This is a genomic window from Halovulum dunhuangense (assembly GCF_013093415.1).
Taxonomy (GTDB): domain Bacteria; phylum Pseudomonadota; class Alphaproteobacteria; order Rhodobacterales; family Rhodobacteraceae; genus Halovulum; species Halovulum dunhuangense.
Window position 1 is genome coordinate 2,077,978 of the sequence record NZ_JABFBC010000001.1, and the last position, 26,524, is coordinate 2,104,501.

Sequence of the window (26,524 nt, forward strand, 5' to 3'; positions counted from 1 at the left end):
TTTCCCGACAAAGGGTTACAGGCATTTCCTGAACCGGCTCCCGGCCCGTCGCGAAGCATGTTTCGGCGACAGTCTCAGGGCCGCGCCATCGACCTGCGGGCCTGATCGCGGCCGGGACCGTGCAGGGCTCGGGATGCCGGACACCGGCGGGCTTCGCATCCGGCCCCTGCGTGCTATGCATGGCGCGACGACGGGACATCTGCGGCCGGGGGATGACATGGAACCGCTCTGGGATTTCGCGCTGAGGGTCTATGGCCGGCCGAACGTGTCGGCGGCCTGCCTGCGCCTTCAGGAACGCTGCGGCGCCGATGTGCCCATGCTGCTTTTCGCGGCCTGGCTCGGCGCCGGTGGCCGCATGCTGGCGCAGGACCGGATGGCCGCCTTCGACGCCCGCATCGCCCCCTGGCGGGACGAGGTTGTCCGCCCGCTGCGCGCGGTGCGGCAGCGCATGAAAACCGGTCCCGCCCCCGCGCCGGATGCCGCGACAGAGGCGCTGCGCACAAAGGTCAAGGCAGCCGAGCTGGGCGCCGAACGGATCGAGCTGGACCTGCTGGAGACACTGGCCATGCAGGACATGGACAGCCTGCCACGGGCAGCCGATGCCGTGGCGCGCAACCTGGAAACCGCGCTTGCCCATTACGGCGGGCGGCCCGATGCGGACGCCCGCGCGGCGCTTGCGATCCTTGCCGGCGCGGTCGGTTAATCCTCGGTCGTGTCCTCGGTCCAGCGCCGCACCACCGGCAGGTGGATGTCGAACAGATCGAGCGCCCGGCCCACGGATTGCGTGACCATCTCGTCCAGCGAGCGGGGCTTGCTGTAGAAGGCCGGCACCGGCGGCATGATGATCGCCCCGTTGCGGGTGGCCTGGTCCATCAGTGCGATATGCCCCGCATGCAGCGGCGTCTCGCGCAGCATCAGCACCACGCGGCGACGTTCCTTCAGGCAGACATCGGCGGCCCGCACGATCAGGTCGTTGTCATAGCAATGCGCAATGCCGCTGAGCGTCTTGATCGAGCAGGGCGCGACCAGCATTCCGGCAGTCCGGAACGAGCCCGAGGCGATGGCCGCGCCGATATCCTTGTGCTTGTACTCGTGGTCGCAGAGCGCCTGGATCTCGCTTGCGGGCATGTCCACCTCGTGCAACGCCGTGCGCAACGCCGCCGGAGAGATGACCACATGGGTCTCGATCCCGGGCAGGTCGCGCAGCAGTTGCAGCGCCCGGATGCCGTAGATGACGCCCGAGGCGCCGGTGATGCCGATGATGATACGCTGCATGCGCGTTCCCTGCCCTGTCTTGTCGTGCTCATGGTTATCAGCCCGCCGTGGCGCTGTCCCGCAGCGCGGCCCAGATCCGGCCGGGCGTCGCGGGCATGTCGATATGGCCCACGCCCGCGGGTGCCAGCGCGTCGCGCACGGCGCTCATCACCGCGGCCAGCGCGCCCACCGTGCCTGCCTCGCCCGCGCCCTTGACGCCCAGCGGGTTGGCGCGGGTCGGGACCGGGTGGCTCAGCACCTCGATCCCCGGAAGATCGCCCGCGCGCGGCATGGCGTAGTCCATGAAGCTGGCGGTCAGAAGCTGGCCGGTATCGGCGTCGTGTTGCAGATGCTCGCACAGCGCCTGCCCCACGCCCTGCGCCACGCCCCCGGCGATCTGCCCCTTCACGATCAGCGGGTTCACCACGGTGCCGACATCGTCCACCACGACATAGCGTTCCAGAAAGGTGCGGCCGGTCTCGGGGTCGATCTCCAGCTCGCAGACATGGCAGCCATTGGGAAAGGTCGCGCTTTCGGCCGCAACGAAGCCCTCGGCCGACAGCGGCGCGGGCTGCCGCGCCAGCACCGCCCCGAAAGGCAGCCGCCGATCGGTGCCGGCGACAACGTAATGGCCGTCGGCGAAGTCGATATCGGTCGCCGCGGCTTCCAGCATGTCGGCTGCGTCGCCGCGCAGGCGTTCGATGATCTCGTCCATCGCGGACCAGACCGCGGTGCCGGCAGCGGCCAGCGTGCGCGAGCCGAAGGTGCCGGTACCCTGCGGCACGACATCGGTGTCCCCGGTGACCAGTTCCACCCCCTCGGGATCGAGCCCCAGCCGGTCGGCCAGCACCTGCCGGAAACTGGTGGCGTGACCCTGGCCCGAGTCGAAACTGCCGGCGCGCAGGCGCACCCTGCCCTCGGGGGCCAGCTCCAGCGCGGCGTATTCGCCATGCGGCTTCGGCGCCGGGCCGCCCGCGATCTCGATCGGGCAGGCGATGCCGATGCCGCGCAGGCGGCCGCGGGCGCGCGCCGCCGCCTGCCGCGCCGGGAAACCGTCCCAGTCGGCGGCGTCCTGTGCGCGTGCGAGGACCGCGGGGAAATCGCCGCTGTCATAGGTGAAGACGAGGCCGGTGCGGAACGGCATCTCCTCGGGGCGGATCATGTTGCGCCGGCGCAGCTCGGCCCGGTCGAGGCCCGTTTCGGCGGCGGCGGCGTCGATCGCCGACTCTATGGCATAGGTCGCCTCGGGGCGGCCCGCGCCGCGATAGGGGGCGGTGTGTTGGGTGTTGGTGAAGACGCCCGTCACCGTGGCGTGGATCGCCGGGGTGCGATAGACGCCTGCCAGCCCGCCCAGGTTGGCCACCGGCGGATGCACCGTCGACGGGCCGAGGCAGGCGCCCAGATTGGCGATCATCGCGACCTCGAGCCCCAGGAAGATCCCGTCGGCATCCAGCGCGAGGCGCACGTCGATCCACTGGTCCCGGCCCTGCGGGTCGCCCATGAAGGATTCCAGCCGGCTTGCCACCCAGCGTACCGGCCGCCCCGTGCGCCGCGCCGCCCAGAGCGCAAGCGCGGCTTCCGCCGTGCCCATGTTCTTCATCCCGAACGACCCGCCGCAGGCCTGGCCCGTGACATGCACCCGGTCGGGCGCGACCCCCAGCACCGGGGCAAGATCCATCGCGACGCGGTGCGGCGCCTGGGTGCCCAGTTCCAGATGAAAGCGCCCGGTTTCCGGGTCGAAGCGCCCCCGCGCGGCGCGTGGCTCCAGTGCCGCGGCGGTCACGCGGCTGACGCGCAGGCGGCGCGCGACGACGCGGTGCGCGCGGGCCATCGCGGCCCTGACCGCGTCGAGATCCCCCTTCTCGACCTGGAAGCAGCGGTTGTCGGGGAACTCCGGCCAGACGCGCGGCGCATCGGGCCCCAGGGCGGCAGCCGCGTCGGTGACGGCCGCGCGTTCCTCGATCACCGGCACGACCAGATCGGCCGCGTCCTCGGCGGCCGCGCGGCTGGTGGCCAGCACGATTGCGACGGGCTGGCCCACGAAATGCACCGCGTCCCCCGCCAGCAACGGGCTGCAAGGCGCGCGCATCGGCCCGCCATCCGGGCCCGGATGTGCCATGCGCGAGGTGATCGGCCCGATCCCGTCAGCCGCCAGCTCGGCCGCGGTCAGGACCGCGACCACGCCGTCCGCCGCCAGTGCATCCGCGATATCGAGGTCCTTCAGTCTGCCGGCCGCGGCAGGCGATCGCACCAGGGCCATCGCCAGCTCCCCTTCCGCGGCCGGCAGATCCGCCGTGTAGCGACCCAGGCCGCGGACAAGGGCCATGTCCTCGACCCGCTTCACAGATTGGCCGATCTTCACGGCGTCACTCCCAGTCCGGCCCCGCAGCCTTTTCCGCGCCATGCGCCCTGCCGCAGAAGCATGTTTTTGCTTGTCAGACATACTGTCATACATTAATACCGTAGGCAAGATGTTCGTCGGCTCGTCTGGCCGATCTACATGGACTGCACCGGAATGGAGACAAGCGGGATGAATTCGATGTCGGGGGCTGGCAAGCCGGGGTTCGAACCCGTCGATCTCTCGGTTCCGGCACAGGCCGCCAACACGGCCGAGATGGAACTGATCCGGAACAGCCTGTTCCGCCATATCGGCAAGCCGGTCGAGCGCAAGGAAGACCGCCGCCTTCTGACCGGGCGCGGACGCTTCACCGACGATTTCGCCCTGCCGGGGCAGGTTTACGCAGCCATGGTCCGCGCGCCGCATCCGCATGCGCGTATCGTGGCGATCGACAGGCAGCCCGCGCTGGACGCCCCCGGCGTGCTGGCGGTGCTGACCGGATGGGATGCGCTGGAGGACGGGCTCGGCCCGATCCCGCACAACCCGGTGCCCTCGACCAAGCACGACATGAAGCTGACCGCGCCGGGCGGCGGCGAGCCCTTCATCGGGCCGCACCTGCTGCTGCCGGTGGACAAGGTCCGCCATGTCGGCGAGGCGGTTGCCATCGTCGTGGCGGAAAGCGCCGCCGAGGCCGCCGACGCCGCCGAACTGGTCGGGATCGACTACGAGGTGCTGCCCCATGTCACCGACGGGGCCGAGGCTGCCCGCGCGGACGCGCCCGCGGTCTGGGACGAGGTTCCCGGCAACGTCTTCATCGAATCGCGCTTCGGCGACTGGGAGGCGACGGACGCGGCCTTTGCCCGCGCCGCCCATGTCGTGACCGCGGACTACCACGTCAACCGCGTGACCGCCGTCACCATCGAGCCGCGCGCCTGCCTTGCTGCCTTTGACGCCGAAACCGGGCGCTACACGCTTTATGCCGGCAGCGGCGGCGCGGTGAAGCAGAAGCGCGAGCTGTCCACCGTGCTCGGGATCGCGCCCGAAGACCTGCGCGTGCTGTCCTTTGATGTCGGCGGCAATTTCGGCGCCCGCAACCGCGTCTATGTCGAGTTCGGCCTGGCGCTCTGGGCCTCGCGCAGGACGGGGCGGCCGGTGAAATACACCGCCACCCGTTCCGAGGCGTTCCTCACCGACTACCAGGGCCGCGACCTGCACAGCCATGTGGAACTCGCGCTCGATGCCGAGGGCCGCTTTCTTGCCCTGCGGGCCGACAACCTCAGCAATGTGGGCGCGCGCTGCGTCTCGCTCTCGCCGCTGGGCAAGGGATCGGGGCTGATCACCGGCTCCTACGACATCCCCGTCGCGGCCCTTCGCGCGCGCGCCGTCTTTACCAACACGATGTGCACGCAGGCCTATCGCAGCTCGGGCCGGCCGGAAGTGACCTATGCGATCGAACGCCTGGTCGAGAAGGCTGCCGAACAGCTGGGCATGGACCCGCTCGAGTTGCGCCGCCGCAACCTGGTGCCCGAAGCCGCCATGCCCTACATGAACGCGGTAGGCCAGGTCTATGACAGCGGCACCTACGAGAAGAACATGGACCGCGCGCTCGCGCTCTTCGACTGGGACGGCTTTGCCGCCCGCAAGGCCGAGGCCGCCAGCCGGGGGCGTTGGCTGGGGCGCGGCTTCGCCAACTACGTCGAAAGCTCCATCGGCTCGCCCAGGGAACGCGCCGAGATCGAGATCCGCGCCGATGGCAGCGTCGCCGTCGTGATCGGCACCCAGCCCAGCGGCCAGGGCCACGAGACCAGCTTTGCGCAGGTGGTGGCCGACATGCTGCAACTGCCCGTGGCCCAGGTCGAGATCGTGCTGGGCGACACCGACGTCGTCAGCGTGGGCGGCGGCTCTCACTCGGGCCGCTCGATGCGGCATGCCGGCACCGTGATGGCCATGGCCTCGGCCGACCTGCTGGCCGAGGCGCGCGCCCGCGCGGCCCGGACGCTCGACGCGGACCCCGCAGCGCTCGAGTACGAGGGCGGCGCGTTCCGGCTTCAGGGCAGCAACCAGACGGTCAGCCTGTCCGAACTCGCGGCGCAGGCCCCGCTGCGGGTCGCGCGCGACAACGAGATGCACACCCCCGTCTTTCCCAACGGCGCCGCCATCTGCGAGGTCGAGATCGACCCCGAAACCTGCCATGTCGCGATCACCCGCTACGTCTCGGTCGATGACGTGGGGCGCTGCATCAACCCGCTGATCGTCCACGGCCAGACCCATGGCGGCATCGCCCAGGGCGTGGGCCAGGCGATGTGGGAGGAATGCAGCCTCGATGCCGCGACCGGGCAGCCGCTGGCCGGATCGCTGATGGATTACGGCATGCCGCGCGCGGACAACATGCCCTTCTTCGTGTCCGAGATCGCGGAAGTGATCTCTCCGACCAACCCGCTGGGGATCAAGGCGGGCGGCGAGGGCGGCACCACCCCTGCCCTTGCGACCGTGACGCTTGCCGTGCTCGACGCGCTGCGCGACCAGGGCGTGCGCGACATCTCGATGCCCGTGACCCCCTATGCCATCTGGCGGGCGCTGCGCGACGCGCGGACCCGCCGCAGCGAAGGACAAGACCAATGACCGCCCGCACGCTTCGCGTCATCGCCTTTCCCGGCGCCCCGAACCTGCCCACCTTTGCCGCCATCGCGAATGGCTGCTTTGCCGACGAAGGGCTGGAACTGGACCTGAAACTGACCCCCAGTTCGGTCGAGCAGGCCAGGGCCACCGCCGCGGGCGACTGCGACATCGCCTGCACCGCCTTCGACAACGTGGTCGCCTATGCCGAGGGCCAGGGCGCCGCGGGGCCGGACGTGGATCCGGGCTATGTCGTGGTGGCCGGTGCGACCCAGCTTGAACTCAGCCTTGTCGTCACCCCCGGGATCGAGACATTCGCCGACCTGCGCGGGCGTTCGGTCGCGCTCGACGCGCTTGCCACCGGCTTTGCCTTCGTGCTGTACGACATGATGGCGCGCAACGGGATCGGCATGTCCGAGGTCGAGATGGCCGCCGTCGGCGCCACGCCGCAGCGCTGGCAGTCGGTCAAGGCCGGCACCCATGCCGCTACCCTGACGATCGAGCCCTTCACCTCCATCGCGGTGAAGTCGGGCTTCCGGGTGCTGGCCCGCTCCTCGGACATCTATGACAGCTACCAGGGCGGGGTCATCGCCGCCCGCCGCGGCTTTGCCGCCAGGCACCCCGACGCCGTGCAGGGCTTTCTGCGCGCCTATCTGCGCGGGCTTGCCTGGGTGCGCGACCCCGCCAACCGCGACGCAGCCGAGGCGCTCTTGCAGGAACGGATGCCGGAAGTTCAGCCCCAGGCCGTGCGCCCGGTGATGGAAAGCCTGCTTTCGCCCAGGTCGGGACTGACCCCCGGCGCCGCGGTGCTGCCCGAGGGCATGGCCAACGTGCTGGGCCTGCGCACCCGCTTCGGCGCCGGCGGGGCCGTGCTGAGCGATGCCGGCAAGTATCTCGACCTGTCGCATCTCGAAGCCCTCGGCGCCGCGCGCTGACAACACGGAGGCCCGCGCCATGGCCAGCGTCACCATCACCGTCAACGGCACGCCCCGCACCCACGAGATCGAGGGCCGCACCCTTCTGGTGCAGTTCCTGCGCGAACATCTGGGCCTGACCGGAACCCATGTCGGCTGCGACACCACGCAATGCGGGGCCTGCACCGTCATCCTGGACGGCCGGGCGGTGAAATCCTGCACCGTGCTGGCCGCCGCCGCCGAAGGCGCGCAGGTCGAGACGGTCGAGGGGCTGGCCGATGGCGAGACGCTGCACCCGCTCCAGGCTGCCTTCCAGGAATTCCACGGCCTGCAATGCGGCTTCTGCACGCCCGGCATGCTGATGGCGAGCCTTGACCTGATCCGCCGCCATGACGGCGTGCTGGACGAGGCGACGGTGCGCCACGGGCTGGAGGGCAATCTCTGCCGCTGCACCGGGTATCACAACATCATCAAGGCGGTGCTGGCCGCGGGCGAACGCTATCGCGCGGCCCGGCTCGCCGCGGAATGACCACCGGAGTCCGCTGATGTACCGCACCGAATACCACCGCCCCGCGACATTGGCCGAGGCCGCCGCCCTGTTCGAGCGGCTCGAAGACCCGAGCTACCTGTCCGGCGGGCACACGCTGATCCCGGCGATGAAGAACCGGCTGGCCGCGCCCACCGACCTGATCGACCTGCGGCGGATCCCGGACCTGCACGGCATCCGCCGTCGCGACGACCGCCTGGTGATCGGCGCGGCGACCACCCACGCGGACGTGGCCGCCTCGGCCATCGTGCGCGACGCGATCCCGGCGCTGGCCGGCCTTGCCGGATCCATCGGCGACACGCAGGTGCGGCACCTGGGCACGATGGGCGGCTCGGTCGCCAACAACGACCCCGCCGCCGACTACCCCGCGGCCGTCCTCGGACTTGCGGCGGAACTGCTGACGGACCGCCGCCGGATCGCCGCCGATGCCTTCTTCGACGGGATCTACACCACCGTGCTCGAGCCGGGGGAGATCCTGCGGGAGATCGCCTTTCCCATCCCGCAGGCCGCCGGCTACGCCAAGTTCCGCAACCCGGCGTCGCGCTACGCGCTTGCGGCCGCCTTCGTCGCGCGCCTGTCGGGCGGCTGCGTCCGCGTCGCCATCACCGGCGCCGGCAATTCGGGCGTGTTCCGCTGGGAGGACGCCGAGTCGGCCCTTTACGGCCGGTTCGAGCCGGACGCGCTGGCGGGAATGGAACCGGACGCCACGGACATGATGTCGGACATGCACGGCTCGGCCGAGTATCGCGCCGACCTCGCGGCCGCCATGACCCGCCGCGCCACCGGCGCGATGGGCGGCGTCAACATCCTCTGATCAGGCGCTGCGGGTCCGCGCGAATTCCAGCGCCGAACGCGCGGCGCTTTCCACATGCGACCGCGCCGCACGCCGCGCCCCGTCCACGTCGCGGGCGGCGATCGCCGCCTTCAGGTCGCGCATCTCGCGGATGCTCTGTTCCTGCCGGGCCGGCCGCGTGACCGACCCGCGGCGCAGCTGCGCCGTGCGCAGGGTCAGCTTGGACAGGATCTCGTGCGCGACCATGTTCTCGGCCACCGTGCACAGGTGCAGGTAAAGCTGGCGCTTGGCATCCACGATGGGCACGAAATCCCCCGCCTCGTAGCAGGCGATCGTGTGGTCGCACAGATCGAGCAGGGTCTTCAGCGCCGCGTCGTCCGCGCGCTCGATGAACTGCTCCATGATGAGCGCCTCGATATCGGCGCGGATCCGGTAGATGTTCTCGGCATCGCGGTAGGACAGCCGCACCACCGTCAGCCCGCGCGCGGTGACCGAGGCGACGATCCCTTCGGATTCCAGTTCCCGCAGCGCCTCGCGCAGCGAGGTGCGGCTGACCCCCAGCCGGTCGCACAGGTCCTTTTCGACCAGCCTTTCGCCGGGCTTGAGGATCCCGCGCTCGATCGCGCTGCGCATGGATTCGATGATCCGCGTGCGCAGCGGCGCCGGGTTGTGATGGATCGGGACTAGTCCGTCGGCTTCCTGTATCTGCATTGTCTCGGCGGCTTTCGTTTCTGGGCTTAAGACTGTCTCACGCAATGAACATCTAAACTCGTATGACAGTCATTCAATAAATCACACTTCGGGAGTTTTGCCACGCCATAGCGCGAAGATCAGCGGCGCCAACAGGATCACGAGGATGATCCGCACCATGTGGTGGGTGGCGACATAGGCGACATCCGCCTGCAGGGCGAGGGCGATCAGGCTCATTTCCGTGAACCCGCCCGGCGCGAAGCCCAGCAGGATCTGCACGAAGCCCTGCCCGATCAACCGCTCCAGCCCCAGCGCGAACCCGAGAGAGACGCCGATCATGATAAGCGTGGCCCCCAGCCCCAGCGCAAGCGCGCGCAGCACCTCGCCGGGTGCAGCCCCCAGAAAGCGCACCCCGACGATGGTGCCCAGGATCACCTGCGCCGCGATCACCAGCTCGCTGGGCGGCGGGCTCACGACCAGCCCGCCCATGTGCAGCGCGGCGCTGACCAGCATCGGGCCGATCATGGTGGGCGCCGGGATCCGCAGGCGCCGCCCCAGCACGAAGCCCGCGACGCCCGCCAGCGCCAGCAGCACCAGCTCATGCGGCGGGATCTGCGCGAACGCGATGCCCAGCCGCCCGCCCGCGCCCTGCGCCTCCAGCCCGCCGAACACGCGGAACCAGAACGCCACGAGGCAGACGCAGAGAAAGATCCGCGCGGTATGCGCCAGCACGATCTTGCGGTCGTCCCCGCCCATGTCGCGGCCGATGATCATCATCTCGCTCAGGCCCCCGGGCATGCCCGAGAAATAGGCCGTGGCCCGGTCCTGCCCGCCTAGGATGCGGTAATAGGGCACCACGATCAGCCCGCTGACGATCAGGTAAAGGCCCACGAACAGAAGCGACAGCGCCCAGCTTCCCAGGTGGCCCAGCAGCGCGGGCGTGAAGCCAGATCCCAGCATGACCCCGATCACCGTCACCACATAGGGCCGGATCGCCGCGGGCGCATGAACCGGCAGCCGCAACAGCGCGGCCAGCATCGTCGCGGTCATCGCCCCCAGCAGCCAGGGCAGCGGCATCGCGGCCCATGCGAACACCGCACCGCCAAGCGCCGACAGGCATAGCGCGAAAAGAAACCGCCAGCCCGCATGGGGCGGGGCTGGCGGCTTCACTCTCCCGGGCACACTCTTGCTTTTCATGGATGCTTCAGGCCGGCCTGGCGTGTCCCGGCCTCATTTCTCGATGTCGCGCACGGGCGTCTCGGGCTTCATCCCGCCCTGCCGCCGGCCAAAGGTGTTGCGGCCGTTCTCCTCCCACAGGCCGGCCACCGCCTTTTCGGCGAAGTCGGTCCAGCGGGCGTCCCAGTCGCCCAGCTCGTAGCCATGCCATGGCGCCTGCGGCGACAGGCGCGGCAGGCCCAGCTCTTCCCAGATTTCCCTGGCGCGGCGCATGAAGGGCTCTGCCGGCAGCGCCAAGGGGGGCATAGGGGCCTTGAGCGTCGCGTCGATCAGCAGCGTGCCATCGGCAACGCTTCCCTTCGACTTTGGCCCGTGCCCGCCCGAGCGGTAGGGCACCGTCACCACGTCCGTGGTGATGTTGGATCGGTAGGCGATCGACCAGAAGATTGCGTCGGCATTGTTGGGCTCGATATCCTCGGACACGGCGATCACCACCTTGCCGCACTGCGCCTGCAACGTCGCCGCGCCATGCAGCCCGCGCCAGACCTCGGTCTGCGGCGCGCTGCGGTCGAACTGGAGAAAGATCACCTTGCGGATGTTGGTCAGCGGCTCGTGCATCACGACCCGCCTGATGCCCTTCACGTTCAGCACCTTCTTCAGGTGCTGAAGGTAGAGCGGCTCGTAGGCCACCTTCTTCAGCACCGAGGATTCGCTGGGCGTCACCTGGCTGACGATCGAGACGAAGACCGGCTTGCGGCGCATGGTGATCGCCGTCACCTGCATCGACATGTTGAAATCCTCGAGCGCGACATGCCCGTGGCTTTCGCCGAAGGGGCCCTCGGGCTCCAGGTAGTCGGTCGCGATCAGCCCCTCGATCACGATCTCGCTGTCGGCCGGCACCACCAGGTCCTGCGTCCGGCACTTCGTCGCGCGCACCGGCTTGCCCATCAGGCCGCCCGCCACGTCCATCTCGTCCACGTCGATGGCCAGCTTCTGCGGCCCGGTGAACAGGATCGCGGGCGCGCAGCCGATCACGATGGCGACCGGCATCGGCTCGCCGCGTTCCTTGTATTTCAGCCAGTGCTGATAGCCCCCCGCACCGCCCAGCCGGCTGGCCATGCGCACGCCCAGCCGGTCCTGCGCCTTCAGCTGCCCGCGATAGGTGCCCATGTTCTGCACCCCGTTCTCGGGATCGCGGGTCACCACCAGCGTCGCGGTCAGGTAGGGGGCGGCGTCGAACCCGGGGGTCGATATCGGCACCGGCAGGCAGGCCAGCCCGCCGCCGGGCCGGGTCAGATCCTCGCCGGTCATCACCACCTCGTGGCAGGGGGCGTCGTCCACATGCACCGGCGGGATGGGGTTCTGCATCGCGCGCACCCAGACATCGCCGATATCCGCGACATCGACGCCAAGCCCCGTGGCATAGATCTCGGGCGATCCGGCCAGTGCGCCGACGATCACCGGAATGTCGTAGTCGCGCCCCTGCGCGTCGGTCACGTCGGTGAACAGGAAGGCGCGGCGCTCGGCGTCGCCCAGCCCGCCCTGGAACTGCCAGCGGGCCAGCGGATGCAACTCGCTGTCCTTGTCGATCCGGCGCTCGATCCGGGTCAGAAGGCCGCGCGCCTCCAGCCGGGCGATATGTTCCTGAAGATCGGCCGGGGCATGCTGATCCTGTGGCGCGGGGGACTGCGCTGACATCGTGGGCTCCTTCAATCGGGAATTTCAGGGGCTGGGGCGGGTTGCGTGCGGGCCGCCGCAGGCCGTGGAATTCCTGCCGGGAAAAGACCGGGGCGGACATGCCGCCCCGGCAAGGCTGCCTTACTGTGCCACTTCTTCGGCGGCGGATGCGTCCATCGCGACCTGCGCGGCCTCGATGATTTCGGCGGGTGTCTTCATCAGCTCGGCCATGATCGCCTCGACCTCGGCGCCGCCCATCGGGTCGATGATCGCCTGCCGCCGCTCGGCCTCGGCCAGGAAGTCGGGATCCGAGGCCATCGCGTCGAACGCCTCGCGCAGCGCCGCGATGGTTTCCTCGTCGGTGTCGGGATGGATCATCATCGAGCGCCCGATCGGCGCGCCCGCCGAGATGAAGCGCAGCACCTCCTTGGCCTTGGGGTCGTCCACCACCTCGAAGAGCAGCGGCACGTCCGGCAGGTCCGGGTCACGCTCGAGCCCGGCCTGGAGCACCACGATCATCTCGCCCGATTCGACCTGCTCGGGCTTGGCGGCGACCGCGGCCCAGTTCTCGGTCACCATGTCCACCTCGCCACGCTGGGTGGCAAGCTCGGTCGCGGCCGAGCCCTGGTAGCCGCAGATCACCCGGAACTTCAGCCCGGCCAGGTTGCGCATCGCAGTGGGCTGCTGCCCCGAGCGGGCGCCGCGTCCCGTGCAGCCGACGATGATCTCGGTCTCGCGCATCTGCTCGATGGTGGTCGCCGGCGCGTCCTTGCGCACGAGGAAAGCGGCGTTCGCGTTGGCGAAGCGGCCGATATAGCGGAACTTCGAGCTGTCCCACTGCGCGCGCTCCGGCTCCAGCAGCTGGATATGGGGCAGCGTGTCGGGCAGGATCGCGACCGTCATGCCGTCAGGCTCGGTGTTGTTGATGAAATGCGCCGAGGCCTGCCGCCCGCCGCCGCCCGGCATGTGCTGGACGATCACGTTCGGATTGCCCGGGACATGCTCGCCCAGGAAGGCCGCCGCAAGCTGCGCATAAAGGTCGTAGGAGCCCCCCGGCGGGTGGCCGATCAGGATCGTCAGCGTCTCGCCTGCGTATTTCTCCTCGATCGACTGCGCCTCTGCGGGCGCGGCGCCAAGGGTGACGCTTGCCGCGAAGGCGGTCGCCATCGCCGTCAGTCTGAAAGGCGTTCCGATGGGCATGTAACTCTCTCCCGGTTTGTTCTTATTGCGTTTTCACGGTGGCCGGAACAGTCGCCCCGACCCCACCCCGCAAGCCGCACCCTGCGCTCATGACCTTGGGCACTTCAGGTCCGGGCTTTACGGTTGTCAGTATTATTGCCATACATTATAACCGTATGCAAACACGAATGGCGCAGGGTGCCCGCTCATGCGCAGCTGGGGAGGGAACTCGTCTTGGTGCTAGAAGCCGCCGTCGACGCACTGGTGATCATCGCCGATCCGTCACGCATCCTTTTCGTGGTCCTGGGGACCGTGCTCGGCCTGATCATCGGGGTGATCCCCGGCATCGGCGGCCTGGTCGGCATGTCGCTTCTCCTGCCCTTCACCTTCGCGATGGACCCCTATACCGCGCTCGCCTTCCTCGTGGGCGTGCAGTCGGTTGTGGCCACCGGCGACACGCCGCCCGCTATCCTCTTCGGCGTGCCGGGCACGGCAGGCTCGGCCGCGACCGTGCTTGACGGCCACCAGATGGCCAAGAAGGGCCAGGCGGGGCGCGCGCTCGGCGCGTCCTACGCCGCGAACGTGATCGGCGGCCTGTTCGGCGCGGTGGTGCTGGCCATCTCCATCCCGATCCTGCGCCCCTTCATGATGTCGGTCGGCACGCCCGAGATGCTGGCGATCTGCCTTCTGGGCCTTGCACTCGTGGTCACGCTCAGCCGCGGCGCCATGCTCAAGGGCCTGCTCGCCGCGGCCCTGGGCCTGCTGCTTTCCACCGTCGGCGACGAGCCGCAGACGGGCGAGTTGCGCTGGACCTTCGGCAGCTTCTATCTCTGGGACGGGCTGTCGCTGGTAGCGGTCGCGCTGGGCCTTTTCGCGGTGCCCGAACTGATCGACCTGGGCGCCAACAAGAAGCCCATCTCGCGCGACAACAACAAGCCCGACCCCTGGCAGCAGCTCGAGGGGGTGCGTGACGTGTTCCGCAACTGGTGGCTCGTCATCCGCTGTTCGGCCATCGGCACGCTGCTGGGGTCGATCCCCGGCGTCGGCGCGAACATCATCGACTGGGTGGCCTACGGCTACGCCGCCAACTCAATCAAGGATTCGCACAAGACCTTCGGCAAGGGCGATGTCCGCGGGGTCATCGCCTCCGAGGCATCGAACAACGCCAAGGAGGGTGGCGCGCTCGTCCCCACCCTCGCCTTCGGCGTGCCCGGCTCGGCCTCCATGGCGATCCTGCTGGGCGCCTTCCTGATCCACGGCATCGCGCCCGGGCCCGAGATGCTCGATTCCAAGCTCGACGTGACCTTCACCCTGATCTGGACCGTGGCGCTGGCGAACATCCTGGGCGCCGGGCTCTGCATCATGTCCTCGGGCGTGTTCGCGAAACTGGCGCTGGTGCGCGCCTCGATCATCGTGCCGCTGATCCTGTCGATCATGGTCGTCGGCGCCTACCAGAGTTCCAAGGCCTATGGCGATCTTGTCGTGCTGGTCGCCTTCGGCGTGCTGGGCTGGGTCATGAAGCGGCTCGACTGGCCGCGCCCGCCGCTGATCCTGGCCTTCGTGCTGGGCGGCCTTGTCGAGAATTACCTCTTCATATCCCAGCTGCGCTACGGCGTGGAATGGATGCTGATGCCGGTGCCCTTCGTGCTGCTGTGCATCATGGCCTTCATGCTGTTCCGCCAGCCGATCATGGCGGGCTGGCGGCGCGTGCGCGGCACCACCGCGCCCGTCCGCCACGGAGAGACAGCCGACACCGCCCGGCCCGACCGCGGCATGGCCTTCTTCTGCGACATCGCCCTTCTTGCCGCTGTCGCGGGGCTTCTCTTCTACGCGCTCGTCTCTTCTTCCGGCTGGGACCTGCCGGCGCGGCTGTTTCCCAACGTGATCGCCTATGCCGGGCTTGCCGCCGTGGCGATCATGGCCGCGGGCTGGTTCATCCGCGGGAATTCGGGGGTGAAATCCACCGGGCACGAGCCGCTTCGCGCGGTGCTCAAGCAGGGCGCCTGGCTGCTCGCCGCCATCGTCGGCGTGCGCCTGGTCGGGATGCTTCCCGCGATCATCCTCTTTTCGGCCGCCTACATGCTGATCGAGGGCCGCGAGAAGCCGAAGACCGCGCTCCTGATCCTCATTCCCTATGCCGCCGCCCTCTACCTGCTGTTCCACAGCACGCTGCATATCCCGTGGCCGCAATCGCTTCTGGGCGACCTGGTCCCCGGGCTGAGAAGCCTGTCGGGCCGCCTGCTCTGAGCCGGCCCGACACCCCACAACGACAAGAGCTTCCTTTCACGAGAGGATACCCGATGGACACCGCCCCGATGCCCGACGAAGAGACAGGGTCCGAAACGCTCTATGGCAGCGACGTCATCGCCGACGCCCTGCGCGAGCAGGATTTCCCCTATATCGCGCTCAATCCCGGCGCCAGCTACCGCGGGCTGCACGATTCGCTGGTGAACCATCTCGGCAACCGGACGCCCGAGATCATCACCTGCATGCACGAGGAACACGCCATCGGCATCGCCCAGGGCTACGCCAAGGTCACGGACAAGGCGCTGGCCGTCGCGGTGCACAGCAATGTGGGCCTGATGCACGCCTCCATGGGCATCTTCAACGCCTGGTGCGACCGCATCCCCATGCTCATCATCGGGGCGACCGGCCCGGTGGACGCGGCCAGGCGCAGGCCCTGGATCGAATGGATCCACACCACCACCGACCAGGGCGGCATGGTGCGCGGCTACACCAAGTGGGACGACCAGCCCGGCTCGCCCGAGGCGGCGGTGGAATCGATCCGCCGCGGCGTGCAACTCGCCAATTCCCGGCCCTCCGGCCCGGTCTATGTGAACCTCGACGTGTCGGTGCAGGAGATGGAGCTTTCAGAGCCGCCGAAGCTCGACCCGCTGTCGCTGTTCCAGACGCCCGCCGACCCCGAGCCGCCCGCGGCCGCGCTCGACCAGGCGGTGGAGATCCTGAAATCCGCGAAACGCCCCTTCATCTTCTGCGGCCGCGCCGACCGCAGCGAAGCCGGCTGGGCCGACCGCGTCCGCCTGGCCGAGATGCTGGGCGCGCGCACCACCGCCCACATGAAGCTGCCGGCGGCCTTTCCGACCACCCATCCCTGTTTCGTGGGCGAAACCGGCTGGCGGCTGAAGGGCAAGGTGCTCGACGCGATCCGCAACGCCGACGCCATCGTGATGCTCGACTGGCTCGATGCCGGGAACACGATCAAGCTGGCCTTTCCCGCCGGCACGCCGCGCCCGCCGATCATCCACGTCTCGAACGACTTCCTGATCCATCGCGGGTGGAACATGGATTACGGCGGGCTTCCCGCGGTGGACGTGAACATCCCCACCGTGCCCGAGACCGCCGTGCGCCGCCTGATCGAACGGCTGGAGCCGCTGCGCCCCGCCGCGGCCCCCATGCCGCTGAAGAAATGGGACATCCCCGCCCCGGCGGACAAGGGCGAGATCGGGCTGATGGACCTTGCCCGCGCCTTCTGCCGCGCAAGCGAGGGGCGTGACCTGACCATCACAAGCCGCCCGCTGGGCTGGCCCACCAATGCCAACGTGATCGAGCATCCGCTGGGCTTTCTCGGCCATACCGGGGGCGGCGGGCTTGGCGCCGGAACCTCGATCGCGGTGGGTGTCGCGCTCGGCCTGCGCGAGATCGGCTCGGACCGCACCACCGTCGCGATCCTGGGCGACGGCGACTACACGATGGGGCTGACCGCGATCTGGAACGCCGCCACGCTGAAGCTGCCGGTGCTGTTCCTGATCGCCAACAACCACTCCTACTACAACGACGAGGATCACCAGATCAAAGTCGCGATCAAGCGCCGCCGCGCGCCCGAGAACGCGCCGATCGGCCAGCGGATGCAGGGGCCCGAGCCGGATCTCGCGGGGCTTGCCCGCAGCCTCGGGCTGGAGGCGGCCGATCCGGTGTTCGACCTCGCCGATCTGCCGACGGCGCTGGAAAAGGCGTTCGAGCGGGTCGCGGCGGGGGCCGCCTATGTGCTCGATGTGCGCGTGCGCCCCGAATACATCGGCGCCGCGATGCACGATCTGGACTGAGTGACACGCGGGACCGGCGGCACAGGCGGCCGGTTCCAACAGGAGCGAACAGCATGACACACCACGCCACCGCGACAGCCGCCGACGGCGCCGCGATCCACTACCGCATCTTGGGCGCCCCCGACGCGCCCCGCCGCTTCGCGCTTGTCCACTCGCTGGCGATGACCGGGGATTTCTGGGCCGAAGTCGCGGCCAGCCTTCCGGCCGATTGCGCCGTGCTCGCGCCCGACTGCCGGGGCCACGGCGCCTCGGACAAGCCCGCCGGCCCCTACACGGTGGAACAGTTCGCAGGCGATCTGGCCGCCGTGCTGGACCATGCCGGCTGGGACCGCGCGGTGATCGGCGGCGCGTCCATGGGCGGCTGCGTGGCGCTGGCCTTCGCCGCGGGGCACCGCGACCGCGTGCAGGGGCTTGGCCTGTTCGACACCACCGCCTGGTATGGCGAGACCGCCCCCGCCGACTGGGAAGGACGCGGCCAGAAGGGCGCGACCGAGGGGCTTGCATCGCTCATCCCCTTCCAGCAGACGCGCTGGTTCGGCGATGCCTGGCGCGAGGATAACCCCGAAAAGGTGCAGGCCGCGATCGACGTCTTTCTTGCAAACGACCCCGCCGCCTATCTCGAGACGTGCCGCATGCTCGGCCGCTGCGACCAGCGCGCCCATCTGGCCGGCTTCGACATGAAGGTGCGGATTGCCGTGGGTTCCGAAGACTACGCCACCCCCGTCGCCATGGCCGAGGCCCTGCGCGACGCGATCCCCGGCGCCACGCTGACCGTGCTTGACGGCAAGCGCCACCTCACGCCGCTGGAAGTGCCCGAGCGGATCGCGGCGCTGCTTCTGGAACTGCACGGCTAGTCGCAAGCCGGTCAGCCTCGGGTCCCGACGACCAGGGGCGCCGCGACGGGCGCTGGGTGGCGCCCCCTCTTCGGGCGCCGACACGATGTGCCCCGCAAGGGGCGTCACCGGCTTGCATGAACGTTCCGCCCGCGCGATGCGGAACTCCCGGGACCGGGGGTCGCGGCCGACACCAGGATGAGACTGCCGGCAGGCCCCCGCGCCCGGTTCCGGCCGGAACGGGTTTCGGGGGTGTCGGCCTTCGCCAACTCCGCCCTTTCGGGCGGGATCCCGCGTTCGCCCGCATCGCGCGCCGCGGACGGCCCGCAGGCGAGCACAACAACCACGAACGCGGCTCGAAATACGACCAGCATTATCAGACCCCTCGGTACGTTCCGTTGCCACAGCGGCAACAGGATCCGGCCTACCGAACCCGGGGTCCGAGGTATGTGAACCACATTACACAGAATGCATATATTCAGATCTTTGCGGCAGATCCGACCATTCATGCGCCAGCCCCAGGGCCGGACGGGCGACGTCGCATGACATGGCAGGATAAGGCGCGGGTGGTAGGCCCGGAGGGATTCGAACCCCCAACCAAAGCGTTATGAGCGCTCTGCTCTGACCGTTGAGCTACAGGCCCGCCGGGCATGTTCCTAACCCGGCCCCGCCTGCCGGGCAAGCGGCGTGTTCCCTTCGCCGCGGCTTTGCGCTAAGGGCGCTCAACAGGCGGCAAGAGGAGCGAATGATGGCCAAGCTGACCTATGCGCAGGCGGGTGTGGATATCGATGCGGGCAACGCGCTGGTGGAGCGGATCAAGCCCGCAGCGGCCGCCACGCGCCGGTCCGGCGTGATGGAGGGGTTGGGCGGCTTCGGCGCGCTCTTCGATCTCAAGGCGGCGGGCTACGACGACCCCGTGCTGGTCGCGGCGACAGACGGCGTGGGCACCAAGCTTCGGCTGGCGATCGATTGCGCCAACGTCTCGACCGTGGGCATCGACCTGGTCGCGATGTGCGTCAACGACCTTGTGTGCCAGGGCGCCGAGCCGCTGTTCTTCCTTGACTATTTCGCCACCGGCAAGCTGGCCGTGAACGAGGCGGCCGCCGTAATCGAGGGCATTGCCGCCGGCTGTGCCCAGGCGGGCTGCGCCCTGATCGGGGGCGAGACCGCGGAAATGCCGGGCATGTATGCCGCGGGCGATTTCGACCTGGCGGGCTTTGCCGTGGGCGCGGTGAACCGGGGCAAGAGCCTGCCCGCGGGTGTGGCCGCGGGCGACGTGCTGCTGGGCCTCGCCTCGGACGGGGTGCATTCGAACGGCTATTCGCTGGTGCGCCGCACGGTCGAGGCAAGCGGGCTTTCGCTGGACGCCCCTGCCCCCTTCGCCGACGGCCCGCTGGGCAATGCGCTTCTGACCCCGACCCGGATCTATGTCGCGCCGGTCCTTGCCGCCATCCGCGCGGGCGGCGTGCATGCGCTGGCCCATATCACCGGCGGCGGCCTGACCGAGAACCTGCCCCGCGTGCTGCCCGAGGGGCTGGGCGCCGAGATCGACCTTGGCGCATGGGATCTGCCCCCGGTGTTCCGCTGGCTGCTGGAAACGGCCGAACTGGACGAGGCCGAGGCGCTCAAGACCTATAACTGCGGCATCGGCATGATCGCCGCCGTCGCCCCCGACCGGGCCGAGGTGCTGGCATCCCTTCTGCGCGAGGCGGGCGAGACGGTGCATGTGATTGGCCATGTGGTGCCGGGCAAGGGCGTCAGCTATCGCGGCCGGCTGGCATGACGCACAGGGCGGTCGCGATCCTGATCTCGGGCACGGGTTCCAACATGCTTCGGCTGGTGGAATCGATGCAGGGCGCGGATCATCCGGCGCGGCCCGTGCTGGTGCTGTCGAACCGGCCCGAGGCGAAGGGGCTGAAGCACGCGGCGGCGCTTGGCGTGCCCACGGCGGTGGTGGATCATCGCGGGCGCCCCAAGCCCGAATTCGAGGCGGAAATGGATGCGGCCCTGCGCGACGCGGGCGCCGAGATCCTGTGCCTCGCGGGCTTCATGCGCGTGCTCAGCGCCGATTTCATCGCCCGCTGGGAGGGACGGATCCTGAACATCCACCCCTCGCTTCTGCCGCTCTTCAAGGGGCTTGACACCCATGCGCGCGCCATCGCGTCCGGCATGGCGGTGCATGGGGCGACGGTGCACGAGGTCATCGCCGATCTTGATGCGGGCCCGATACTGGGCCAGGCGGTGGTGCCGATCCTGCCGGATGACACGCCCGACACGCTGGCCGCAAGGCTGCTGCCGGCCGAGCACCGCCTCTACCCCGAGGCGCTGCGCCGCTTCGCCGCCGGCAACCGCGCGCGGTTCGCGCTGCTGTGAGCGAGCCGGTCCACGCGATCCGCAACATCGGGCCGAAATCGGTCGAGGGCTTTGCCCGCGCGGGGCTGCACAATGCCGAGGATGTGCGCGAGATCGGCGCGGACGCGGCCTATGCGCGGCTGATCGCTTCCGGCACGCGGCCGCATTTCATCGGCTATTACGCGCTGGTGCTGGGGCTTCAGGGCCGGCACTGGAACGACATCGACCCGGAGGAAAAGGCAGCACTCCGCCTGCGCTTCGATGCGATCGTCGGCGGCAGCAAGCCTGACCACCCGTCGGCGCTGGAGGCGGAGCTGGATCGGCTCGGAGTGGTGGACCGGCCGGGGCGCTGAGACGAAAAAGGGCCGCGTCGCCGCGGCCCTTGCGAATTCTGGTTGGGGACGGCCCGTCAGCCGACCAGTTCGAGCCCCGAGAAGAAGAAGGCGATCTCGGTTGCGGCGGTGTCGGGGCCGTCGGAGCCGTGGATCGAGTTCTCGCCGATCGACAGCGCGAATTCCTTGCGGATCGTGCCTTCGGCGGCATCGGCGGGGTTGGTCGCGCCCATCACTTCGCGGTTCTTCGCGATCGCGTCCTCGCCTTCCAGCACCTGGACCACGATCGGCTCGGAAGCCATGAACTCGACCAGCTCGCCGAAGAAGGGGCGTTCCTTGTGGACGGCGTAGAACTGCCCGGCCTGGGCCTGGGTCAGGTGGATGCGCTTCTGCGCGATGATGCGCAGGCCGGCTTCTTCCAGCTTGGCGTTGATCTTGCCGGTCAGGTTGCGGCGGGTCGCGTCGGGCTTGATGATCGAAAAGGTGCGTTGGATCGCCATTGGAAAGTCCTCGGGTTGGATCTGCGTCGCGCGGGGGCCTAGCACGGGCCGCAGCGGCGTTAAAGGGGGCAAATCGCGCGCCGTTGACAGCCCACGGCGAAGCCGTCAAACGGGGGCCATGCTCAGGATCAGCGACATCAGATACAGCGTAGCCGGCCGCCCGCTGTTCGAAGGGGCGAGCGCGGTCATCCCCGCCGGCCACAAGGTGGGCCTTGTGGGGCGCAACGGCACCGGCAAGACCACGCTCTTCCGGCTGATCCGGGGCGAGCTGTCGCTGGATGGCGGCGAGATCGAGCTGCCAAGGGGCGCCCGCATCGGCGGCGTCGCGCAGGAGGCGCCCGCCTCGGACGTGTCGCTGATCGAGACGGTGCTGGAAGCCGACACCGAACGCGCCTCCCTGCTGAGGGAGGCGGGGACCGCCACCGATCCCCACCGCATCGCCGAGATCCAGACGCGGCTGGCCGATATAGACGCCTATTCCGCCGAGGCGCGGGCCGGCGCGATCCTGCACGGGCTGGGCTTCGACGCCGTGGCGCAGCAACGCCCGTGCAAGGATTTCTCGGGCGGCTGGCGGATGCGCGTCGCGCTGGCGGCGGTGCTGTTCGCCGAACCCGACCTGCTGCTGCTGGACGAGCCCACCAACTATCTCGACCTGGAGGGAACGCTCTGGCTCGAGGGGTATCTCGCGCGCTATCCGCACACGGTCATCGTCATCAGCCATGACCGGCAGCTTCTGAACCGCTCGGTCACGTCGATCCTGCACCTGGACCAGAAGAAGCTCACGCTTTACGGCGGCAATTACGACAGCTTCGCCCGCACCCGCGCCGCGCGGCTTGAGCATCAGCAGGCCATGGCGCGCAAGCAGGCCTCCGAGCGGGCGCATATCCAGAGCTTCATCGACCGTTTCCGCGCCAAGGCGTCGAAGGCGCGGCAGGCGCAGTCGCGGATCAAGGCGCTGGAGCGGATGGACACGATCAGCGTCGCGATCGAGGAAAATGTCGCGCGCTTCGCCTTTCCGCAGCCCGAACCGCTGTCCCCGCCCATCGTGCGGCTGGAGGATGTGAGCGTCGGCTATGGCGGCAAGCCGGTGCTGCGCAAGCTGAACCTGCGCATCGACCAGGACGACCGCATCGCCCTTCTGGGCGCGAACGGCCAGGGCAAGTCCACGCTCTCGAAGCTGATCGCCGGTCGGCTTTCGGCGATGGAGGGGAAGGTGCATGCCTCCTCCAAGCTTCGCATCGGGTATTTCGCCCAGCACCAGGTGGACGAGTTGCGGCTGGAGGAAACCCCGCTCCAGCATGTCCAGCGCGAGCGTCCCGACACGCCGCCCGCCAAGCTGCGCGCGCAGCTGGCCGCCGGCGGCATCGGCGCCGATATCGTGCAGACCCCGGTGGCGCAGCTGTCCGGCGGGCAGAAGGCGCGGCTGTCGCTGCTTCTGGCCACGCTCGATGCGCCGCACATGATCATCCTCGACGAGCCGACCAACCACCTGGACATCGAAAGCCGCGAGGCGCTGGTCGCGGCGCTGACCGAGTATTCGGGCGCGGTGATCCTGGTCAGCCACGACCCGCACCTGGTTGACCTGGTGGCCGACCGGCTGTGGCTGGTCAAGGACGGCGAGGTGCGCCCCTTCGAGGAGGATCTGGACGCCTATCGCCGGCTGCTTCTGTCCGGGGACGCGAAGCCAGCGAAACCCGAAAAGGCCCCGGCGCCCAAACCGAAGCCCGCATCGAAGGCGCAGCGCGCCGACCTGCGGGCCGAGGCGCGGCGCTGCGAGGCGCGGGTACAGAAGCTGGAGGAAATGCGCGACACCATAGATGCGCGCATGGCGGATCCGGACTTCTACCTCAAGAACGGCGCCGAAGCCCTTGAAAAATGGCAGATCAAGCGCGCCGAGGTCATGGACGGGCTGGCGCGCGCCGAGGCCCTGTGGATGGAAGCGATGGAGCGGCTGGAAGCGGCGGGGGAAGACGCATGATCGACGTCGCCCTGACCGCCTTCGTCACGCTTTTCGTCATCATCGACCCCGTGGGCCTTGCACCGCTCTTCGTGGCGCTGACCCAGGGCATGAGCCGCGAGGCGCGCAACCGCATCGGCCTGCGCGCCTGCCTCATCGCCATCGGCGTGCTTGCCCTGTTCGGCATCGCCGGCGAGCGGCTTCTGGACCTGGTGGGGATCGGCCTGCCCGCCTTTCGCATCGCGGGCGGGATCCTGCTGTTCCTGATCGCCGTGGAAATGCTGTTCGAGCGCCGCGCCCAGCGGCGCGAGAAGACGGTGGACACGCAGGCGCAGGACGCCCATGCGGGCAGCCATGACCCGTCGGTTTTTCCGCTGGCGACACCGCTTCTGGCCGGGCCCGGCGCGCTTGCCACGATGATCCTGCTGATGGGCCAGCAAAGCGGCGATCTGACCGCGCAGGCCGCGATCATGGGCATGATGGTCGCGGTGGTCGGCACGGCCTATATCCTGTTCCGGCTGAGCGCCTATGTCGAAAGGCTGCTGGGGCAGACCGGGATCAGCGTCATCACCCGACTGCTCGGCATGCTGCTGGCGGCGCTTTCGGTGCAGTTCGTCCTCGACGGGCTGAACAATCTGGGGCTGCTGCCGGGCGGAGCGGGATGAGCGAGAACGACGTTGCGAGACTGATCTACCTGGGCCTTCTGCTGCTGTTCGTGGGGGGCATGCTGTTCGTGGGCGGGCGCGCCGGGATCGGCGCGAAGCTGCGGCACATGCTGACCTGGGTCGGCATCTTCCTCATGCTGATCCTGGCCTATGGCCAGCGCGACGTGATCCTGTCGCAGCTCTCGCCCACCCCGCCCCGGGCCGAGCGGCTGGCGGGCGGCAGCATCGCCCTGCCCCGCAGCCCCGGCGGCAGTTTCGAGGCGACGCTTCAGGTGAACGGCGTGCCCGTCCGCTTCCTGGTGGATACCGGCGCGACCGAGGTGGTCCTTTCCCTCGAGGATGCCCGGCGGGCCGGCTTCGATCCGGACCGGCTGGAATTCCGCGGCCGCGCGATCACGGCGAACGGCACGGTGCAGACCGCCCCCATCCGCATCGAGGAAATCACCTTCGCCGGCCTTACGGATCGCAACATCCGCGCGTCCGTCAATGGCGGGGAACTGGGCGTCTCGCTTCTGGGGATGAACTACCTCAACCGCTTCGAGCGGATCGAGATCACGTCCGACCGGATGCTTCTGGTCCGCCCGTAGCGGCCTTCTTCACCCATGTGCCGCCCTCCTGCGCGTGGTAGGTGCCCGAAAGCCCCGCATCGCGCACCTTGACCCAGTCGGCCCTTGCCGCCGTCAGCGCATCCGCGTCGTTGCCGTCGAAGATCAGGCACACCCGGTCGAAATCCCCCGCCTCGGCCGGATCGACGCGGGCGCCCGCGACCAGCATCAGGATATTCGCGCCGGCCGGATTGTCGCGGCCCGTGGTCAGGAACACCGGCTGCAACGCGGCATGACCCATGGCCGCGGTGCCGTGGGGCAGGAAGCTGTCCTTGCCCTGCGTCCACAGCATCTCGTCGATCTGGGCAAGCCGTCCGTCCGAGCCGGCCCGCACCACGACCTTCCAGCCGCGCCCGAGGCTCAACTCCAGCAGGCGCGGCAGGTTCTGGTCCAGCGATGTGTCGGTGAGGTGGTAGAACAGCACCTCGCCCATGCGATCACCCCTCGTAGCCGTCCCGGATCAGCCGGTCGAGCGCGCGCACGCCCCAGCCGGTCGCGCCTGCCGGCGCGAAGTCGGTTTCCTCCTTCACCAGCGCGACCCCGGCGATGTCGAGATGGATCCAGGGCGTTTCCTTCTTCACGAAGCGCTGAAGAAACTGGGCCGCGGTGATCGACCCCGCCGGACGCCCGCCCACATTGGCGATGTCTGCGATGCGGCTTTTCAGCTGGCGGTCGTATTCGGGGCCCAGGGGCATGCGCCACGCCCCCTCGGCCTCGGCCTCGGCGGCCTTGAGAAAGGCGTTGCAGATTGCGTCGTCGTTCGAGAACACGCCCGCCCGGTGATGGCCCAGCCCGATGATGATGGCGCCGGTCAGGGTCGCGAGGTTGACCATGCCGCGCGGCTTGAACCGCTCCTGCGCGTACCAGAGCACGTCGGCAAGCACGAGCCGGCCCTCGGCGTCGGTGTTGATGATCTCGACCGTGTCGCCCTTCATCGAGCGCACCACGTCGCCGGGGCGCGTCGCCTCGCCGCTGGGCATGTTCTCGACCAGGCCCACAAGGCCCACGACATTGGCCCTTGCCTTGCGCGCGGCCACCGCGTGCATGGCGCCGGCCACGACGCCCGCGCCGCCCATGTCCATGGTCATGTCTTCCATGCCGGCGGCGGGCTTGAGGCTGATGCCGCCGGTGTCGAACACGACGCCCTTGCCGACCAGCGCGACGGGCGCCTCGTCGCCGCCGCCCTGCCACTGCATCACCACCACCTTGGACGGGCTCCTGGAACCCTGCCCCACGGCCAGCAGCGTGCGCATGCCCAGCTTTTCGAGTTCCGGCTCGTCCAGCACCTCGACCTTCACGCCCAGGTCCTGCAACCGCATCAGCCGCTCGGCGAATGCGGTGGTGGTAAGGATGTTGGCGGGCTCGTTGATCAGGTCGCGGGTCAGGAACACGCCCGAGGCGACCGCCAGCAGGGGCGCCGCCTTTTCCTTCAGCGCCGCCGCGTCATTCGCCGAGACGGTGATCGCCGAGGGAACCGCGCCGCCGTTCTGCGCCTCGTCCGAGGTCTTGTGCGCGGTGAAGCCATAGGCGCGGAGCGCCGCGCCATAGACGATCTCGGCCGCATGGCGGTGGCCCGCCACCTCGATCCTGAGCGGCTGGCCCGCCTGCGCCGCCTTGGCGATGGCAGCCCCCGCGCGGCGGGCGGTCAGCGCGTCGCAGGCCTTGGGCAGGCGCACGACGATCAGCCGCCCGGCAGCCATTCCGGCGGGAAAGGACAGCACCTGCGCCTGCCCGTCCTTGGTCTTTTCCCACACCGCGCTGCCGGCCAGGCGCTTCAGCGCGCCCTTGCTCTGGCGGTCGGCGCGGCGCGCGGCGCGGTCCATCGACCCGTCCGGGCCAAGGATCACGGCGACGGCCCCCTCGGCCCCGGAAAGCGCCTCGATGTCGGTATCGACGAAGGAAAGTGCGGGAAGATCGGTCATGGCGTCCATTCTCCTGAAAACGTGCCGTTCGTTGTAGGGCCGGCGCAGGCGGTTGACCAGAGACCCGCCCCCCTGCCATTACCATCGGATCGACACGGCGCGCCGCGCCC

23 protein-coding genes and 1 tRNA gene are annotated in these 26,524 nt (G+C 69.3%); 14 read left to right on the plus strand and 10 right to left on the minus strand.

Features of this window, described 5'->3' with window-relative positions; all coding sequences use genetic code 11:
* Positions 1–217: 217 nt before the first annotated feature.
* Positions 218–703: a TIGR02444 family protein gene (locus tag HMH01_RS10065; protein WP_216366781.1), complete on the plus strand. Its 486-nt coding sequence runs from the start codon at positions 218–220 to the stop codon at positions 701–703.
* On the opposite strand, the gene HMH01_RS10070 is transcribed toward HMH01_RS10065, so the two are convergent.
* Positions 700–1,275 carry a UbiX family flavin prenyltransferase gene (locus HMH01_RS10070; protein WP_171324874.1) on the minus strand — a complete coding sequence of 192 codons (576 nt, stop codon included), beginning with the start codon at positions 1,273–1,275 and terminating at the stop codon, positions 700–702. The two genes, HMH01_RS10065 and HMH01_RS10070, sit on opposite strands and share 4 nt — an antisense overlap.
* Before the next feature lie 37 nt (positions 1,276–1,312).
* Complete coding sequence (locus HMH01_RS10075; RefSeq protein ID WP_343035220.1) at positions 1,313–3,616, minus strand: xanthine dehydrogenase family protein molybdopterin-binding subunit; 2,304 nt, start codon at positions 3,614–3,616, stop codon at positions 1,313–1,315.
* A 168-nt stretch (positions 3,617–3,784) separates the two neighbouring features.
* On the opposite strand from HMH01_RS10075, the gene HMH01_RS10080 reads away from it, so the two are divergent.
* From HMH01_RS10080 to HMH01_RS10095, 4 genes are read left to right on the plus strand one after another with little or no spacing between them, the layout of a single operon-like run.
* Positions 3,785–6,214 carry a xanthine dehydrogenase family protein molybdopterin-binding subunit gene (locus tag HMH01_RS10080; RefSeq protein ID WP_171324878.1) on the plus strand — a complete coding sequence of 810 codons (2,430 nt, stop codon included), beginning with the start codon at positions 3,785–3,787 and terminating at the stop codon, positions 6,212–6,214.
* The gene (locus tag HMH01_RS10085) at positions 6,211–7,143 is read left to right on the plus strand and encodes an ABC transporter substrate-binding protein (protein WP_171324880.1); all 933 of its coding nucleotides are present in this window, start codon (positions 6,211–6,213) and stop codon (positions 7,141–7,143) included. The genes HMH01_RS10080 and HMH01_RS10085 overlap by 4 nt, the downstream gene beginning before the upstream one ends.
* Before the next feature lie 19 nt (positions 7,144–7,162).
* Positions 7,163–7,651, plus strand: a complete 489-nt coding sequence (locus HMH01_RS10090) for a (2Fe-2S)-binding protein (RefSeq protein ID WP_171324882.1) — start codon at positions 7,163–7,165, stop codon at positions 7,649–7,651.
* 16 nt (positions 7,652–7,667) lie between these two features.
* Positions 7,668–8,483, plus strand: coding sequence for an FAD binding domain-containing protein (locus HMH01_RS10095; RefSeq protein ID WP_171324885.1), 816 nt, complete (start codon positions 7,668–7,670; stop codon positions 8,481–8,483).
* On the opposite strand, the gene HMH01_RS10100 is transcribed toward HMH01_RS10095, so the two are convergent.
* From HMH01_RS10100 to HMH01_RS10115, 4 genes are all read right to left on the minus strand, one after another.
* Positions 8,484–9,173 carry a GntR family transcriptional regulator gene (locus tag HMH01_RS10100; protein ID WP_171324888.1) on the minus strand — a complete coding sequence of 230 codons (690 nt, stop codon included), beginning with the start codon at positions 9,171–9,173 and terminating at the stop codon, positions 8,484–8,486.
* 81 nt (positions 9,174–9,254) lie between these two features.
* Positions 9,255–10,322 (minus strand): AbrB family transcriptional regulator, encoded by a 1,068-nt coding sequence (locus HMH01_RS10105; protein WP_343035221.1) that lies wholly within the window; start codon positions 10,320–10,322, stop codon positions 9,255–9,257.
* 60 nt (positions 10,323–10,382) lie between these two features.
* Positions 10,383–12,026 (minus strand): UbiD family decarboxylase, encoded by a 1,644-nt coding sequence (locus HMH01_RS10110; RefSeq protein ID WP_171324894.1) that lies wholly within the window; start codon positions 12,024–12,026, stop codon positions 10,383–10,385.
* Between the two features lie 120 nt (positions 12,027–12,146).
* Positions 12,147–13,205, minus strand: coding sequence for a Bug family tripartite tricarboxylate transporter substrate binding protein (locus HMH01_RS10115; RefSeq protein ID WP_171324897.1), 1,059 nt, complete (start codon positions 13,203–13,205; stop codon positions 12,147–12,149).
* 216 nt (positions 13,206–13,421) lie between these two features.
* On the opposite strand from HMH01_RS10115, the gene HMH01_RS10120 reads away from it, so the two are divergent.
* Genes HMH01_RS10120 through HMH01_RS10130 form a run of 3 tightly spaced genes read left to right on the plus strand, consistent with a single transcriptional unit; the run spans position 13,422 to position 18,102 of the window.
* Complete coding sequence (locus HMH01_RS10120; RefSeq protein WP_171324900.1) at positions 13,422–15,431, plus strand: tripartite tricarboxylate transporter permease; 2,010 nt, start codon at positions 13,422–13,424, stop codon at positions 15,429–15,431.
* A 53-nt stretch (positions 15,432–15,484) separates the two neighbouring features.
* The gene (locus HMH01_RS10125) at positions 15,485–17,248 is read left to right on the plus strand and encodes a thiamine pyrophosphate-binding protein (protein ID WP_171324903.1); all 1,764 of its coding nucleotides are present in this window, start codon (positions 15,485–15,487) and stop codon (positions 17,246–17,248) included.
* Positions 17,249–17,301: 53 nt separating this feature from the next.
* Entirely contained in the window at positions 17,302–18,102 is an 801-nt protein-coding gene (locus tag HMH01_RS10130; protein ID WP_171324906.1) for an alpha/beta fold hydrolase, read from the plus strand.
* A 546-nt stretch (positions 18,103–18,648) separates the two neighbouring features.
* Here HMH01_RS10130 and HMH01_RS10135 read toward each other — a convergent pair.
* Positions 18,649–18,724 (minus strand) — tRNA-Ile (locus tag HMH01_RS10135).
* Between the two features lie 105 nt (positions 18,725–18,829).
* Between HMH01_RS10135 and purM the strand changes: the two genes are divergently transcribed.
* Genes purM through HMH01_RS10150 form a run of 3 tightly spaced genes read left to right on the plus strand, consistent with a single transcriptional unit; the run spans position 18,830 to position 20,786 of the window.
* The gene (purM, locus tag HMH01_RS10140; protein WP_171324908.1) at positions 18,830–19,864 is read left to right on the plus strand and encodes a phosphoribosylformylglycinamidine cyclo-ligase; all 1,035 of its coding nucleotides are present in this window, start codon (positions 18,830–18,832) and stop codon (positions 19,862–19,864) included.
* On the plus strand, positions 19,861–20,454 hold the full coding sequence (purN, locus tag HMH01_RS10145; RefSeq protein WP_171324911.1) for a phosphoribosylglycinamide formyltransferase: 594 nt from the start codon (positions 19,861–19,863) through the stop codon (positions 20,452–20,454). Before purM ends, purN begins: the two co-directional genes overlap by 4 nt.
* Positions 20,451–20,786 carry a TfoX/Sxy family DNA transformation protein gene (locus tag HMH01_RS10150; protein ID WP_171324914.1) on the plus strand — a complete coding sequence of 112 codons (336 nt, stop codon included), beginning with the start codon at positions 20,451–20,453 and terminating at the stop codon, positions 20,784–20,786. Before purN ends, HMH01_RS10150 begins: the two co-directional genes overlap by 4 nt.
* 56 nt (positions 20,787–20,842) lie before the next feature.
* Here the strand turns inward: HMH01_RS10150 and ndk are convergent, their stop codons facing one another.
* Entirely contained in the window at positions 20,843–21,265 is a 423-nt protein-coding gene (gene ndk / locus HMH01_RS10155; protein WP_171324917.1) for a nucleoside-diphosphate kinase, read from the minus strand.
* A 118-nt stretch (positions 21,266–21,383) separates the two neighbouring features.
* Between ndk and HMH01_RS10160 the strand changes: the two genes are divergently transcribed.
* From HMH01_RS10160 to HMH01_RS10170, 3 genes are read left to right on the plus strand one after another with little or no spacing between them, the layout of a single operon-like run.
* A complete protein-coding gene (locus HMH01_RS10160; protein WP_171324920.1) occupies positions 21,384–23,243 on the plus strand; it encodes an ABC-F family ATP-binding cassette domain-containing protein in 1,860 nt (619 codons plus the stop codon).
* Positions 23,240–23,887: a MarC family protein gene (locus HMH01_RS10165; RefSeq protein ID WP_171324923.1), complete on the plus strand. Its 648-nt coding sequence runs from the start codon at positions 23,240–23,242 to the stop codon at positions 23,885–23,887. The genes HMH01_RS10160 and HMH01_RS10165 overlap by 4 nt, the downstream gene beginning before the upstream one ends.
* Positions 23,884–24,474 (plus strand): retropepsin-like aspartic protease family protein, encoded by a 591-nt coding sequence (locus HMH01_RS10170; RefSeq protein WP_171324926.1) that lies wholly within the window; start codon positions 23,884–23,886, stop codon positions 24,472–24,474. Before HMH01_RS10165 ends, HMH01_RS10170 begins: the two co-directional genes overlap by 4 nt.
* Here the strand turns inward: HMH01_RS10170 and HMH01_RS10175 are convergent.
* Together HMH01_RS10175 and HMH01_RS10180 are read right to left on the minus strand one after the other, a co-directional pair.
* Complete coding sequence (locus HMH01_RS10175; RefSeq protein ID WP_171324929.1) at positions 24,440–24,925, minus strand: DNA polymerase III subunit chi; 486 nt, start codon at positions 24,923–24,925, stop codon at positions 24,440–24,442. The genes HMH01_RS10170 and HMH01_RS10175 overlap by 35 nt on opposite strands.
* 4 nt (positions 24,926–24,929) lie before the next feature.
* Positions 24,930–26,414 carry a leucyl aminopeptidase gene (locus HMH01_RS10180; RefSeq protein ID WP_171324932.1) on the minus strand — a complete coding sequence of 495 codons (1,485 nt, stop codon included), beginning with the start codon at positions 26,412–26,414 and terminating at the stop codon, positions 24,930–24,932.
* Between the last annotated feature and the right edge of the window lie 110 nt (positions 26,415–26,524).

Bases quoted from the DNA above. Each gene is read 5' to 3' on its own strand.
- HMH01_RS10065 (WP_216366781.1), top strand. From the start codon at position 218: ATGGAACCGCTCTGGGATTTCGCGCTGAGGGTCTATGGCCGGCCGAAC.
- HMH01_RS10070 (WP_171324874.1), bottom strand. From the start codon at position 1,275: ATGCAGCGTATCATCATCGGCATCACCGGCGCCTCGGGCGTCATCTAC.
- HMH01_RS10080 (WP_171324878.1), top strand. From the start codon at position 3,785: ATGAATTCGATGTCGGGGGCTGGCAAGCCGGGGTTCGAACCCGTCGAT.
- HMH01_RS10085 (WP_171324880.1), top strand. From the start codon at position 6,211: ATGACCGCCCGCACGCTTCGCGTCATCGCCTTTCCCGGCGCCCCGAAC.
- HMH01_RS10090 (WP_171324882.1), top strand. From the start codon at position 7,163: ATGGCCAGCGTCACCATCACCGTCAACGGCACGCCCCGCACCCACGAG.
- HMH01_RS10095 (WP_171324885.1), top strand. From the start codon at position 7,668: ATGTACCGCACCGAATACCACCGCCCCGCGACATTGGCCGAGGCCGCC.
- HMH01_RS10100 (WP_171324888.1), bottom strand. From the start codon at position 9,173: ATGCAGATACAGGAAGCCGACGGACTAGTCCCGATCCATCACAACCCG.
- HMH01_RS10110 (WP_171324894.1), bottom strand. From the start codon at position 12,026: ATGTCAGCGCAGTCCCCCGCGCCACAGGATCAGCATGCCCCGGCCGAT.
- HMH01_RS10115 (WP_171324897.1), bottom strand. From the start codon at position 13,205: ATGCCCATCGGAACGCCTTTCAGACTGACGGCGATGGCGACCGCCTTC.
- HMH01_RS10125 (WP_171324903.1), top strand. From the start codon at position 15,485: ATGGACACCGCCCCGATGCCCGACGAAGAGACAGGGTCCGAAACGCTC.
- HMH01_RS10130 (WP_171324906.1), top strand. From the start codon at position 17,302: ATGACACACCACGCCACCGCGACAGCCGCCGACGGCGCCGCGATCCAC.
- purM (WP_171324908.1), top strand. From the start codon at position 18,830: ATGGCCAAGCTGACCTATGCGCAGGCGGGTGTGGATATCGATGCGGGC.
- purN (WP_171324911.1), top strand. From the start codon at position 19,861: ATGACGCACAGGGCGGTCGCGATCCTGATCTCGGGCACGGGTTCCAAC.
- ndk (WP_171324917.1), bottom strand. From the start codon at position 21,265: ATGGCGATCCAACGCACCTTTTCGATCATCAAGCCCGACGCGACCCGC.
- HMH01_RS10160 (WP_171324920.1), top strand. From the start codon at position 21,384: ATGCTCAGGATCAGCGACATCAGATACAGCGTAGCCGGCCGCCCGCTG.
- HMH01_RS10165 (WP_171324923.1), top strand. From the start codon at position 23,240: ATGATCGACGTCGCCCTGACCGCCTTCGTCACGCTTTTCGTCATCATC.
- HMH01_RS10170 (WP_171324926.1), top strand. From the start codon at position 23,884: ATGAGCGAGAACGACGTTGCGAGACTGATCTACCTGGGCCTTCTGCTG.
- HMH01_RS10175 (WP_171324929.1), bottom strand. From the start codon at position 24,925: ATGGGCGAGGTGCTGTTCTACCACCTCACCGACACATCGCTGGACCAG.
- HMH01_RS10180 (WP_171324932.1), bottom strand. From the start codon at position 26,414: ATGACCGATCTTCCCGCACTTTCCTTCGTCGATACCGACATCGAGGCG.